Here is a 13,087-nt window from a genome sequence, read left to right as displayed (position 1 = left end):
GATAGGGCGCGCCCCAGCGCTCTTCGCCGGTCTGGCCGAGCGGCACGCGCGCCAGTTCCCGCAAGTTGGCGGCGTCCTTCAGCACCACCGCTTCCGGGCGGATCGCGCTCAGCCGCAACCGGTCGAGCGCGCCGAGCCGGCTGAGCATACGGGTGGCGTTGGGGGAAAGCTGGATGCCGGCGCCCACCGCTTCGAGCTGGCTGGCCTGTTCCAGCACCGTGACGGCATGGCCGTGTTCGGCAAAGGCAAGAGCTGCCGTCAGTCCGGCGATTCCGGCCCCGGCGATGACGACCTGCCGGGACCGCGCCTCCTCCATGGTCTAGCGGTCACCCAGATCCGCGATCAGGCGGCCTGGTCGATATAGAGGCAGCCGGCAGGCTCGGTTTCCGTCGCCTTCAGCTTCGGCGAATAGCGGTAGAGCGTCGAGCAGTAAGGGCAGACCTTTTCATTGTCGTCGCCCATGTCGAGGAATACATGCGGATGGTCGAAAGGCGGGTTGGCGCCGGTGCACATGAATTCCTTGACGCCGATATCGATCGCCGGATGGCCCGCGTCGTTCTGGAAATGGGGAATGGTACCGCCTGCCATCGTCGTCTCCTTCAGTTAGGCCCGTTTGCATCTGGATCATAACCGGCCGGTTTGCAAGATCGATGAAATGAAACTGTCGCAAAAGCCTGGCAGAGGATAAGTTGAGCCGGTTAAGCGCATGAGGCCGGAAACGAAGCGATTCCGTGACATCATGCGTCATAAAAGCGTGTTAGAGCGTGCATAGCGCGTCCGGCGGCGTATGGCGCTCATAGAACGACCTTGTGGCCAAGAGCAGGAACCATGAACGAACTGAAGCCGGTGCAGAGCGAGTTCATCACCGTCGAGGCGGCGAGCCCGGACGGCGGCAATCCAGACCGTTTCGTCAACCGCGAGTTTTCCTGGCTGCAGTTCAACCGCCGGGTGCTCGAGGAATCGCTGAACGAGCATCACCCGCTGCTCGAGCGCGTTCGCTTCCTGTCGATCTCGGCCGCAAATCTCGACGAGTTCTTCATGGTGCGCGTGGCCGGCCTCGCCGGTCAGGTGCGCGAGGGCATCGCGTTGAAGAGCCCGGACGGCCGCACGCCCGAGCAGCAGTTGGAGCAATTGCTGCGCGAGGTCGAGCGCCTGCAGGAAGACCAGCAGAAGAGCCTGTCGGCCCTGATGGAGCTGCTCAACAAGGAAGGCATCGAAAGCATCCCCCGCGATGGCCTGACCAAGGACGAGAAGGCGTGGCTGGAGGAGCATTTCCAGGATCAGGTTTTCCCGGTGCTGACGCCGCTGTCGATCGACCCGGCGCACCCGTTCCCGTTCATCCCCAATCTCGGTTTCTCGATGGCGCTGCAGCTGCGCCACCGCAAGAACGGCGAGGAGATGAGCGCGCTCTTGCGCTTGCCGGTGGCGCTACGGCGTTTCATCCGTCTGCCCGACCGCAAGCATCATGTCCGCTTCATCCCGCTGGAAGAAGCGGTCGGCCTCTATATCGGCAAGCTCTTCCCTGGATACGAGGTCAAGGGCTCGGGCACGTTCCGCATCATTCGCGACAGCGATATCGAGGTGGAGGAGGAATCGGAAGACCTCGTTCGCCTGTTCGAGACGGCGCTGAAGCGCCGCCGCCGCGGCTCCGTCATCCGCATCGAATTCGACACGCTGATGCCGGCCGAGTTGCGCGACTTCGTCGCCGGCGAGCTCGGAGTGTCGTCGAGCCGCATCAGCGTGCTCACCGGGCCGCTGGCGCTCAACCAGATCTCCGAGATCGTCGCCATTCCGCGCGACGACCTCAAATTCACGCCCTACAACCCGCGCTTTCCCGAGCGCATCCGCGAGCATGGCGGCGACTGTCTGGCCGCGATCCGGGAGAAGGACATCATCGTCCACCACCCCTACGAATCCTTCGACGTCGTGGTGCAGTTCCTGCGCCAGGCGGCGGCCGATCCGGAAGTCGTCGCCATCAAGCAGACGCTCTACCGCACCTCGAACGACAGCCCGATCGTGCGGGCGTTGATCGACGCGGCGGAGGCCGGCAAGTCGGTGACGGCGCTCGTCGAGCTCAAGGCGCGCTTCGATGAAGAGGCCAATATCCGCTGGGCGCGCGACCTCGAGCGCGCCGGCGTCCAGGTCGTGTTCGGCTTCCTGGAGTTGAAGACACACGCCAAGATGTCGCTGGTGGTCCGCCGCGAGGACGGCCGGCTGCGCAATTACGTGCATCTCGGCACCGGCAACTATCATCCGGTCACCGCCCGCATCTACACCGATCTGTCCTTCTTCACCACCGACCCGACGATCGCGCGCGATGTCGCGCAGATCTTCAATTTCATTACCGGCTACGCCGAGCCTGCCGAGGAGATGCGTCTTGCGGTGTCGCCGTTCACGCTGCGCGACCGCATCCTGCGGCACATCGCCGAGGAGATCGCCCATGCGCTCGAGGGCAGGCCAGCCCGTATCTGGATGAAGATGAACGCGCTCGTCGATCCGACCGTCATCGATGCTCTCTATGACGCCAGCCGCGCCGGCGTCGAGATCGATCTCGTCGTGCGCGGCATCTGCTGCCTGAGGCCGCAGGTGCCGGGTCTTTCCGAGAACATCAGGGTGAAGTCGATCGTCGGGCGCTTCCTCGAGCACAGCCGCATCTACTGCTTCGGCAACGGCCACGGTCTGCCGTCCGACGAAGCGATCGTCTACATTTCCTCGGCCGATATTATGCCGCGCAATCTCGACCGCCGCGTCGAGACCCTGGTGCCGATCACCAATCCGACTGTGCATGAACAGGTGCTTGGCCAGATCATGCTCGGCAACATCATGGACAATCAGCAAAGTTTCGACGTATTGGCTGATGGCACCTCCCGGCGCGCTGCGCTCGAGGAGGGCGAGGAACCGTTCAACGCGCAGGAATATTTCATGACCAATCCGAGTCTTTCCGGACGGGGTGACGCGCTGAAATCGCATGCGCCAAGGCGCATTGCCCAGTTCAAGCGCCGCAAGAAGAACGGCGCCGCGTGATTTCAGTCTCGCAGGGCCGGCTCCAGGACCGGCGGCCGCTGTCGATCATCGACATCGGATCGAACTCGATCCGCCTCGTCGTCTATGAAGGGCTGGCGCGCTCGCCGACGATGCTGTTCAACGAAAAGATGCTGGCTGGCCTCGGCCGCGGCATCGTTTCGACGGGCAAGCTCGATCCCGAGGCGGTGACGCGATCGATGGAGGAGTTCCGCCGTTTTCGCGCGCTTTCGGATCAGGCCGGCGCCGAACACATCTATGTGCTGGCGACCGCGGCCGCGCGCGAGGCGGTCAACGGCCCGGACTTCATCCACCGCGCCGAGGATGTGCTGAAGACCGAGATCCGCGTGCTTTCCGGCCGCCAGGAAGCGCATTATTCGGCGCTCGGCATCATTTCCGGCTTCTATCCGGCCAACGGCATCGCCGGCGACCTTGGCGGCGGCAGCCTGGAACTCGTCGACATCAACGGCGAGGCGATCGGCGACGGTATCACGCTGCCGCTCGGCGGCCTGCGCCTGCAGGACATGGCGAAGAACTCTCTCGTCCAGGCGCAGAAGATCGCGCGCCAGGAGCTGGCGCGGGCGAAGCTTTTGAAGGGTGGGCAGGGCAGGGTGTTCTACGCCGTCGGCGGAACCTGGCGAAACCTCGCCCGGCTCCATATGGAGATGACCAACTACCCGCTCGGCGTCATGCATCATTACGAGATCGCCGCCGACAGCGCCCTGAACTTCCTTAGGCAGGTGGCCAAGGGCGAGGTCGAAAAGGTCAAGGGCATCGAAGGCGTCTCCAAGAACCGCCGCTCGCTGCTGCCTTACGGTGCGGTCGTGCTGCAGGAAATCATGGCGGCAATGCAGCCTTCGAAGATCGTCGTCTCGGCGCAGGGCGTGCGCGAAGGCTTCCTCTATTCGCTGCTCGACGCCGCCGAGCAGAAGGCTGATCCGCTGATCTCCGCGGCGGAGGAACTGGCTCTGCTGCGCTCGCGCTCGGTCCATCACGCGCATGACCTCGTCGAATGGACGGACCAGGCTTTCAAGGCCTTCGGTATCGACGAGACGGTGGATGAGGCGCGCTACCGCCACGCTGCCTGCCTGCTTGCCGATATCGGCTGGCGGGCGCATCCCGAATATCGCGGCCGGCAGTCGCTCAACATCATCGCGCATGCGTCCTTTATCGGCGTCGACCATCCTGGCCGCGCCTATCTGGCCCTGACCAACGCCTATCGCCATGACGGCATCTTCAACGATGCGATCGCGCCCGAGATCAAGACCCTGGCGCCGCCGCGCATGCTCGAGCGCGCCCGTGCGCTGGCGGCAATGATGCGTGTCGTCTACCTGCTGACGGCGGCGATGCCCGGGGTCATGCCGCGGCTGAAATGGGAAAGCCGCGGCAACGGTGCGCTTGCGCTGGTGCTGCCGGCGTCGCTTGCCGACCTCTATGGCGAACGACCTGCCGGGCGGCTGGCGCAGCTGGCGCGCATCACCAACCGCCGGCTGGTGCTGGCGGTCGAGGGCGGGCCGAGCATTTCCGTCAAGTGACGGCTCAGGTGATCTCGGCACCGACGCCGAAAGGGCGTCCGTCGGCCGACCATGCGCCGGCGCCGGCCATGGCAAGCGCCAGGAAGCCCCCCGCAATGGCAATGTCCTTCATCAGCATCTGCCGGTGCATGAAGGCCAAAGTCGCATCCTCGCCGCCCTGGCCGAAATGGCCGATGAAGCCGGCCACGATAGTGAAGGCGGCAAGCAGCAGCGCCGCGATCCGCGTCTGAAAACCGACCAGGATCAAAAGTCCGGCGATCAGCTCGAACAGGCCGGTGCCCCAGGCGGCCAGGGTCGGTAGCGGCAGGCCGAGGCCGGTGAAGTAATTGATCGTGCCGGATATGTTGGTCAGCACCTGGAAGCCCGAGGGCACGAACAGCGCGGCAAGCAGGAGCCGCGAGGCGAGAAGCAACGCGTTGCGGTTCATGGCCCACCTCCCTTGCCGGTACCCGGGAATGCACCGGCTCTAGGTGCAGTGTACGCCTGCACTCGAGAAAACGAAAAAGCGGCGCGGAAAATTCCGCGCCGCCAAAGTTTCAGCTTGGGAGGGGAAGGAGATCAGCCGCGCTTGGCGTCGATCGAATAGGCGCCGGCGCCGGAGGAGGCGAGCAGGATGAAGCCGCCGGTGATGGCGAGGTTCTTGAGAAACTGGATCATCTGCATCTGGTCGGCCCAGCCGGTGTGAGCAACCAGGCCGGTAGCGATCGTGAAGATGGCGAGCAACCAGGCGGCGATCCGCGTCTGGAACCCGACAAGAATGGCAAGGCCGCCGAGCAGCTCGATGAGGCCGACCACGACGGCCGTCACGGTCGGAAGCGGCAGGCCGAGGGCGCCGAAATAGCCGGCGGTGCCGGAAATGGCGGTAAGCTTGCCGAAGCCGGAAAGCAGGAAGATTACGGCGAGCAGGATACGGCCGAGCAGGATGGTGGTGGCACTGTTGGACGCGATGCTGGTACCGGCGGCGGAAGTGTTGATGGACATTGGCGAGTCTCCGAATCGTGTTGAATGCCCAGTCAGATAGACGACGAAGACTGTTCACCAAAGCCGCCGATGCGGCGACACATTGTTCACAGGCAGTATGTTTCGGTGACCGGCGGACGCGCGCGAAAATCGTGTCGGCGGATTGGGGTTAACGAGTAAATTGTGCCCCCGCAAAATAGCCAGGCCATCGGTGGGGGCGGCAGTAGCAGACCTCGGAGGCTAGCCGAAACGCCCGATCGGGTCGTCTTCGCCCTGGAACGACGACCCCTTTGGCCTGTCCGCGCCGCGAGAACTACCCCGGATGCGTCATGTCCTCGGGCCGCACCAGCCGGTCGTAGTCGGCCTCGCTGACCAGCCCGGTGGCCAAGGCTTCCTCGCGCAGCGTGGTGCCGTTCTTGTGCGCGGTCTTGGCGATCTTGGCGGCGTTGTCGTAGCCGATGGTGGGGGCGAGCGCCGTCACCAGCATCAGCGAGCGCTCCAGCGCCGCCTTGATGTTGTCTTCCCGCGCCTCGATGCCGACGACGCAATTGTCGGTGAAGGATACGGAAGCGTCGGCAAGCAGCTGCACCGACTGCAGGAAATTATAGGCCATCAGCGGGTTGTAGACGTTGAGCTCGAAATGGCCCTGGCTGCCGGCGAAGGTTAGCGCGGCATTGTTGCCGAACACCTGCACGCAGACCTGCGTCAGCGCCTCGCACTGCGTCGGGTTGACCTTGCCCGGCATGATCGACGAGCCCGGCTCGTTCTCCGGCAGCGACAGCTCGCCGAGGCCCGAGCGCGGGCCTGAACCGAGCAGGCGGATGTCGTTGGCGATCTTGAAGAGCGCCGCCGCCGCCGCGTTGATCGCGCCGTGCGAGAACACCATGGAATCGTGTGCTGCGAGCGCCTCGAACTTGTTCGGCGCCGTCACGAAGGCGATGCCGGTGATGGCAGCGATCCGGTCCGCCACCTTTTCCGCAAAGCCAACCGGCGCGTTGAGCCCGGTGCCGACCGCGGTGCCGCCCTGCGCCAGTTCCTGCAGGCCGGGCAGCGTCTGCTCGATGCGCTTGATCGACGACGCGACCTGCGCGGCGTAGCCGGAGAATTCCTGGCCGAGCGTAAGGGGTGTGGCGTCCTGCGTGTGGGTGCGGCCGATCTTGATGATGTGGTTGAAGGCGCGGGCCTTGGCGTCGAGCGCTTTGTGCAAATGGTGTAGCGCCGGGATCAGGTGATGCGCGACCCGCTCGGCGCAGGCGACATGCATGGCCGTCGGATAGGTGTCGTTCGACGACTGGCTCATATTGACGTGGTCATTCGGGTGCACGGGCTTCTTCGAGCCCATCACGCCGCCGAGCATCTCGATGGCCCGGTTGGAGATCACTTCATTGGCATTCATGTTGGACTGCGTGCCCGAACCGGTCTGCCAGACCACGAGCGGGAAATGGTCGTCGAGCTTGCCGTCGATCACTTCCTGCGCGGCGTCCACGATTGCCTTGCCGATGGCTGGATCCAGCCGTTTCATCTCCATGTTCACTTCGGCCGCGGCGCGCTTGACGATGCCCAGTGCGCGCACGATCGAGGCCGGCTGCTTTTCCCAACCGATCTTGAAATTGCCGAGCGAACGCTGCGCCTGCGCGCCCCAGTAGCGGTCGGCCGCGACCTCGATGGGACCGAATGTATCGGTTTCGGTTCTGGTCTTCTCAGCGCTCACGGGAAATCTCCGGTCTGTCGATTTGCGCAAGGGCGTATCGCGTTGCACAAAACCCTTCAAGCGGAGATTGCGGGCGAGGAAGATGCAAATCGGTTGAAGGGGGCTGCCGATCTCCCCCTTGTGGGCCAGATCAGCCCTCCATCGGCGGTCCAACAATGTCGATGCCGTTCTCGGCGCAGAGTCTCGTCAGCGTCGCCATCATCTCGGGCGTCGGCGCCCCCGGCTGCGGCAGGTCCGGCCGTTCGGCGGGGCGGCTCACCAGGCGCACCATCGTCTCGAAATCCGAGCCGCGCGTGACGGTGAGCGTATGCGCGCCTTGCGGAGATTCGACCCTGTATGTATGCGGCAGGCCTTTCGGCGCGATGACGGTTTCGCCCGCGCCCACGACCCGCTCATGGCCGTTGATCTGGAAACGCATTTGTCCTTCGAGGATGTGAAACACCTCGTCCTCGTTGCGGTGCACATGCAGCGGCGGGGAATCGCCATAGGGCAGGCGATGCTCGATGACGCAGATGCCGTCCTCTCCGTCGGCCGAAGAGACCTGGATGGCGACGAGCGTGTTGTTGAACCAAAGGAGTTCCTTGCCTGCGATGGTCCGGTTGATCATTGTCGTCATGATGTCTTTGCCTTGCGTTGGGCCGGCGAAGCGGCGTCGACGCGAACTAACCAGCGACGCGTCGGCGATGGAAATCGAATGATCATATGGGCTGAATTGATGCGATGAATTTGAACGCGCTCGATCTCAACCTGGTGAGGGTGCTCGACGCGCTTTTGCGCGAGAAAAGCGTGACGCGCGCCGGCGAGCAGATCGGCCTCAGCCAGCCTGCGGTGAGTGCCGCGCTCAACCGCCTGCGGCATACGCTCAACGACCAGCTCTTCGTGCGGCGCGGCAACGACATGGTGCCGACGCCCCGCGCCGAAAGCCTGGCCGAGCCTGTGCGTGCCGCGCTGCGCGAGATCGAGCGTGCTTTCCAGCCGGCGAAGGACTTCGATCCGGCCAGGCTGGAGCGGACCTTCACCTTCATGGGCGCGGATTTCTTTTCCATGCTCCTGATGCCGCCCTTTGCCGCGCGCATCGCGGCGGTGGCGCCATCAGTGTCGTTCCGCTTCCTCGACAGCGCCATCGGCGACGTCTCGAAACTGTTGCAGGAGGACCAAATCGACGTGGCGCTGGAGCGTCCCTTGGAAGTCGCCGAATGGGTTTCCAGTCTGCCGCTGTTCGGCTCGCCCTTCGCCGTCATCGCGGCGAAGGGCAATGCAGCGCTGAATCGGGCCGGCATTGCCGAAGGCGAGCAGGTGCCGCTCGATCTCTTCTGCAAGCTGCCGCACGCGCTGCGCTCCATCGACGGCTCGATGTCGGGCTTCACCGATGACGCGCTGGGGAAGATGGGCCGGACGCGCCGGGTCACGCTTGCCTTGCCGCATTTCCAGGCGGTCGCGCTGGCCGTGGCGAGCGGACCCTATCTGGCGGCCGTTCCAATGCAGTTCGCGGCGGTGGCGGCGAAATCCTTGCCGCTCGGCATCTACCAGGCGCCAATCTCGATTCCCTCGCCGGCGGTCAGGATGTACTGGCACGCCCGCCATGACGACGAGGCGCCGCATCGCTGGATCCGCGAGCAGATCCTGGTGGAAGTCGAGGCGCTCGGGTTCCGCAACCTGGAGGATGAGCTCGGAGAGTAGACTCTGTTATCCGGCCGCCAGGCCGATGGCCGCGGGCTGGCGCAGCGCGAGCCGCCCCGCGACATAGTCCTTGACCTGGCGGACCGCCTGCGCGCGCGAGACGCTGCCCGGCTGCAGGCCAAGCCTGAGCCACAGCCCGTCGATCAGAGCGGTGACGCCGAGTACGATCTCCGCGGCCAACTCCGGCGATGCGAGGCCGCGCAGGCCGGACAACAGGTTCGAGCGCATGCGCGCGTGGATCACTCGCTGGATGCGCGCCAGCTTCTCGTCGCGCGGCACCTCGGCGCAGAGCGACAGCCAGGCGTGACAGAGCGGCGGCAGGAACAAATGCTCCTCGAAATTGCCCTCGATCACCGCGTCCAGCCGCTCCATCGGCGTTCGCGCGCGCTTGAGCCGCGCCACCACCGCGTTGCACAGCACGGCATTGGCCTCGCGCATCGCGTGCTCGAACAATTCCTGCTTGTTGCGGAAATAGTGCAGCACGATGCCCTTCGAGGCGCCGGCCTGGGCCGCGACCTTTTCCAAGGTGGCGCCTGCAATGCCCTCGCGCTCGAGCACCGCAAAGGCCGCTTGCCGCAACTCCTTGCGGCGTATGTCGCTGAGACGTGTGAGCTTCACCGGAGAGATCCATGTTTGCGAATCCATGTTGACATTTTCGCCCGCTCAGATCAATCATTGACCGATGGGACAATAACATGACCAAAGGGTCAACAGAGGAGAACCGGAATGGTGCGCTTGCTTGCGAATGGCGTCTGTCTCGCTGCCTTGATGGTGGCCGCTCAAACCGTTCAGGCGGCCGAGGCGGAGGAATGCAGGGTGGTGCGAATGGCCGAGCCCGGCTGGAACGATCTCGCCTTCACGACGGGCGTGGCCAAGGTCCTGCTCCAGGCGCTCGGCTATGAGCCGCAGAGCGACGTGCTTGGCATCAACGTCATCTACGAAGGCATGAAGAACAAAGACCTCGACCTGTTCCTCGGCTACTGGGATCCGGCCATGGTCACTTATTACGAGCCGTACAAGAAGGACGGCTCGATCGAGAATGTGCGGGTCAATCTGGTCGGCGCCAAATACACCTTCGCCGTGCCGACCTACGTCTGGGAAGCCGGCGTCAAGGACCTTTCCGACCTGCACAAATTCGCCGACAAGTTCGGGAAGAAGATGTACGGTATCGAGCCCGGCTCGAACCAGCTGATGATGGATGCCATCGCCGATCCTCAGTTCCAGCTCGACGGCTGGCAGGTGGTCGAATCGAGCGAAGCCGGCATGCTCTCGGAGGTCGGCTACGAGATCAAGGAGAAGCAGTTCATCGTCTTCCAGGGCTGGGCGCCGCATCCGATGAACACGATGTACGACTTCAAGTACCTGACCGGCGGCGACAAGTTCTTCGGCCCGAATTTCGGCGCCGCGACGGTGACGACCCAGGTGCGCAAGGGATTCCTGCAGGAGTGCCCGAACGTGGCGCAGTTCCTGAAGAACCTTGCCTTCGACATCGATCTGGAAAATGTCGGCATGGGCTACCTCATCAATGACGGCATGAAGCCGGAGGAAGCGGCGCTTAAGTCGATCACGCTCAACAAGGATCGTGTCGACGCCTGGCTTGCCGGCGTCACCACCTTCGACGGCAAGCCCGGCCTCGCCGCGGTCAAGGAAAAGCTTGGACTGTGAGGCCCGCGGCATTGGATCTGTCGGGACAGGGGGGCGAGCAGGACGCCTGGGCCGGCCGCAAGCGATTCGTCGATGTCGGTGGCCTCGACCTCGCCTATGTCGAGGTCGCCGGCTCGGAACCGCCGCTCGTCCTGGTGCACGGCTTCACCGACACCAGCCGCAGTTTCTCGTTGCTGGCGCCGCATCTTTCCGCGCGGCGGCTGATCATGCCGGACCTGCGCGGCCATGGCGCCTCACAGGCGGGCAGGGGCTTTGGCATCGCCGATTTCGCCGACGATGTCGCCGGGCTGATCCGCAACCTGCGGCTCGCCCGGCCGGTCGTTCTCGGCCATTCGCTGGGTGGCATGGTCGCCATGCAGGTGGCCGCGCGGCATCCCGAACTGGTCGGCGGGCTGGTCATCCTGGCCGGGGCGCTGAAGACAGATTTCGCGCCGGACCATCCATTGGTTGCCGGCGTGGCGGAACTGCGCGACCCGATCTCGCCGACCGATCCGTTCTACGATTGGTGGCACGCCTGCGGGTCCGGCGTGCCGCGGGCCCTTCTTGCCGGCCTGGCGGCGGACGCGTCGGCGATGCCGGCGGCGCGCTGGCGCGCCATTCTCGAAGAAATCCGCCGCACGGATCTGACCGCGGCGGCGCCGGCCGTGCGGGTTCGGACGTTGATCATTGCCGGCGGGCGCGATCCGCTTTTTGGCGAAGCGCACCAGGAGGCTTTGGCCGAGGCGCTTCCCGGATCACGTCTCGTCTGGGCGCAGGACTGCGGCCACAATCCGCATTGGGAAGACCCGGCCTTCGTCGCCAAGGCAATAGCCGACATGCTGCCAGCCGAGTGACTATCGCAACAGCGATCGGGCCGTCGGCGTGAGGCGCAACGTCTCTGCCGGCTTCGTCGAAGCAGCCTGCATGGTTTGGCGAACCGCCTGCCATGCCGGGGAAGCGCCGAGGGCGTTCCGATACTTCGCATAGGCGTCGCCATCGTCGAAACCAACGACGACGATGACGACATTTTCGCCGGCTCGCACCGGCAGCCGCGGAAAGGTGTTTTCGGCATGCTCGCTGTCGAAGGCGCCGAGCAGCCGGCCACCGCTCGCCGTCAGCTGCGGAACCATTTCCGCTTGGACGCGCTCGGCGAAGTCAGCTTCCATGCCCCGGCGCAAATGATGAATCGAAATCTCAACAATGCCGTCTAAGTGAGGCTCTCGGCTTCCGTTTTCGGCTTGGCTGGCTGTACGCCGTTTCGGTCCCGACAGGTCGAAGCCCGCATCCGGCCACGCGGGCTTGAGCAACAGCACATCGTCGGAATCGATCATCGTCGCATTGGCGGCGTTGCGATGCTCGGCCCACACCGGGCCGTCATAGAAAGCGGTGAGCGCTTTCCTCCTGGCCTCCATGTCGGCGAAGCCGCGCAGCCAGACGAACATGTCGGGACGGTCGAGGTCGCGGAACTGGCCGATGATGGTCATGCCCGCGGCTTCCTGGCTCTCGATGAACTCCCGGTCGAACAGCCCGATAAGCGTTTCGCGCTGGCCGGGTTTCAATGTGTATTGCCTGAGCTCCACGATCGGCGACGCAAGGCGGGAAGGTCTGTTCATGGCTGGACTCTCGAAAACAGGGTGTTCATCCTGTTTATAAACAGACCGGTTGTCCTGTTTTGTCAATATGCTACGTTCTTCCCCTTCTCTCCAACGGGGAAAGGTGGAGGTGGCGATGCGCAAGAAGCGCACTAACGATCCGCAGGGCATGCGGCGGCGCGTGCTCGACGTGGCGGAAGATTGCTTCCAGGCGCGCGGCTATCACGCCTCGAGCCTCGGCGACCTGATGGCGGCGGCCGGCGTCACCGGCGGCGCGCTGCACCATCATTTCCCGACCAAGAAGGCGCTGGCGCTGGCGGTGATCGAGGAGCGGGTGGCGGCCGCGGTTGAGGAGAACTGGATCGAGCCGGTGCGGGCGGCGCCTTCGGCGCGCACGCCCTTGCGCGCCGTGTTTGAGGCGGTAGCGGCCGCGCTCGAGCAGCAGGGCTATGTGCGCGGCTGCCCGCTCAACAATCTGGCACATGAGCTGTCGCTCGCCGATCCCGATTTCCGTATTGCGTTGGCCGATATCTTCGCCGGCTGGCGGCGGGCGATCGCCGACAAGGTGCGCGCCGATCAGGAGGCCGGCGGGAAAGGTGGGACCGATCCCGACCGCTTTGCCGCGCTGACGGTGGCGGCTTACTCCGGCGCCATGTCGATGGCCAAGGCCGAGCAGGATGCCGGTGTGTTGCGGCAGTGCCTGGAGGGTTTGGAGCGGGTCGAGCCCCCGCCATCACAGAACGATTCGCCCGCCAGACGACGCCGCAGGGTGGTGCGGCAGCAGGCAATCCGCTGATGCCGGTATGAGGATCATCTTAAGTCCCTGACTGAAAGGCAGCCTTCACTCCCTCAGCGGCTTGATCGTCTCGAACCCCACTTCGCTCTGCGCGCTCGTCCCCTCGTCGTAGCGCCGCGCCAGCACCGCTTGCAGGTCGGGCGAATAG

The 13,087-nt window shown here is 64.6% G+C and carries 14 protein-coding genes; 6 read left to right on the top strand and 8 right to left on the bottom strand.

The features are described from left to right. Both EOA32_RS22915 and EOA32_RS22910 read right to left on the bottom strand, forming a co-directional pair. Positions 1-316, bottom strand: a 316-nt coding sequence (locus EOA32_RS22915; protein WP_128372960.1) for an FAD-binding protein, incomplete at its 3' end; no start/stop codon positions are given. A gap of 26 nt (positions 317-342) precedes the next feature. Beyond that, positions 343-588: a zinc-finger domain-containing protein gene (locus EOA32_RS22910; protein ID WP_066997164.1), complete on the bottom strand. Its 246-nt coding sequence runs from the start codon at positions 586-588 to the stop codon at positions 343-345. Positions 589-828: 240 nt separating this feature from the next. Here EOA32_RS22910 and EOA32_RS22905 point away from each other — a divergent pair, with 240 nt between their 5' ends. After that, positions 829-3,024 carry an RNA degradosome polyphosphate kinase gene (locus EOA32_RS22905; protein ID WP_066997167.1) on the top strand — a complete coding sequence of 732 codons (2,196 nt, stop codon included), beginning with the start codon at positions 829-831 and terminating at the stop codon, positions 3,022-3,024. Beyond that, the gene (ppx, locus tag EOA32_RS22900; protein WP_128372959.1) at positions 3,021-4,556 is read left to right on the top strand and encodes an exopolyphosphatase; all 1,536 of its coding nucleotides are present in this window, start codon (positions 3,021-3,023) and stop codon (positions 4,554-4,556) included. The genes EOA32_RS22905 and ppx overlap by 4 nt, the downstream gene beginning before the upstream one ends. Positions 4,557-4,560: 4 nt before the next feature. Here ppx and EOA32_RS22895 read toward each other — a convergent pair whose 3' ends face one another. The 4 genes from EOA32_RS22895 to EOA32_RS22880 all read right to left on the bottom strand — a co-directional run bounded on the left by EOA32_RS22895 (position 4,561) and on the right by EOA32_RS22880 (position 7,843). Then, positions 4,561-4,983 carry a DoxX family protein gene (locus tag EOA32_RS22895; protein ID WP_095778337.1) on the bottom strand — a complete coding sequence of 141 codons (423 nt, stop codon included), beginning with the start codon at positions 4,981-4,983 and terminating at the stop codon, positions 4,561-4,563. 131 nt (positions 4,984-5,114) lie between these two features. Further along, the gene (locus EOA32_RS22890) at positions 5,115-5,537 is read right to left on the bottom strand and encodes a DoxX family protein (protein WP_067001137.1); all 423 of its coding nucleotides are present in this window, start codon (positions 5,535-5,537) and stop codon (positions 5,115-5,117) included. A gap of 292 nt (positions 5,538-5,829) precedes the next feature. Continuing rightward, positions 5,830-7,227, bottom strand: coding sequence for a class II fumarate hydratase (fumC, locus tag EOA32_RS22885; RefSeq protein WP_095784094.1), 1,398 nt, complete (start codon positions 7,225-7,227; stop codon positions 5,830-5,832). A 130-nt stretch (positions 7,228-7,357) separates the two neighbouring features. After that, entirely contained in the window at positions 7,358-7,843 is a 486-nt protein-coding gene (locus EOA32_RS22880) for a cupin domain-containing protein (RefSeq protein WP_348628733.1), read from the bottom strand. A 104-nt stretch (positions 7,844-7,947) separates the two neighbouring features. Here EOA32_RS22880 and EOA32_RS22875 point away from each other — a divergent pair, with 104 nt between their 5' ends. Continuing rightward, complete coding sequence (locus tag EOA32_RS22875) at positions 7,948-8,907, top strand: LysR family transcriptional regulator (protein ID WP_128372958.1); 960 nt, start codon at positions 7,948-7,950, stop codon at positions 8,905-8,907. 6 nt (positions 8,908-8,913) lie between these two features. On the opposite strand, the gene betI is transcribed toward EOA32_RS22875, so the two are convergent. Next, the gene (betI, locus tag EOA32_RS22870) at positions 8,914-9,525 is read right to left on the bottom strand and encodes a transcriptional regulator BetI (protein ID WP_095778401.1); all 612 of its coding nucleotides are present in this window, start codon (positions 9,523-9,525) and stop codon (positions 8,914-8,916) included. Between the two features lie 108 nt (positions 9,526-9,633). Between betI and choX the strand changes: the two genes are divergently transcribed. Together choX and EOA32_RS22860 are read left to right on the top strand one after the other, a co-directional pair. Then, positions 9,634-10,572, top strand: a complete 939-nt coding sequence (gene choX, locus EOA32_RS22865; RefSeq protein WP_095829083.1) for a choline ABC transporter substrate-binding protein — start codon at positions 9,634-9,636, stop codon at positions 10,570-10,572. After that, a complete protein-coding gene (locus EOA32_RS22860; protein ID WP_128372957.1) occupies positions 10,569-11,405 on the top strand; it encodes an alpha/beta hydrolase in 837 nt (278 codons plus the stop codon). Before choX ends, EOA32_RS22860 begins: the two co-directional genes overlap by 4 nt. Here EOA32_RS22860 and EOA32_RS22855 read toward each other — a convergent pair whose 3' ends face one another. Beyond that, complete coding sequence (locus EOA32_RS22855; RefSeq protein ID WP_348632210.1) at positions 11,406-12,287, bottom strand: NIPSNAP family protein; 882 nt, start codon at positions 12,285-12,287, stop codon at positions 11,406-11,408. Between EOA32_RS22855 and EOA32_RS22850 the strand changes: the two genes are divergently transcribed. Then, positions 12,280-12,939 carry a TetR/AcrR family transcriptional regulator gene (locus EOA32_RS22850; protein ID WP_128372956.1) on the top strand — a complete coding sequence of 220 codons (660 nt, stop codon included), beginning with the start codon at positions 12,280-12,282 and terminating at the stop codon, positions 12,937-12,939. The two genes, EOA32_RS22855 and EOA32_RS22850, sit on opposite strands and share 8 nt — an antisense overlap. Positions 12,940-13,087 lie beyond the last annotated feature (148 nt).

Origin of the sequence: Mesorhizobium sp. M1A.F.Ca.ET.072.01.1.1 (genome assembly GCF_004023325.1) — a bacterium.
In the GTDB taxonomy this organism is placed as follows: Bacteria; Pseudomonadota; Alphaproteobacteria; order Rhizobiales; family Rhizobiaceae; genus Mesorhizobium.
This window is presented reverse-complemented; position numbering and strand designations above follow the sequence as displayed.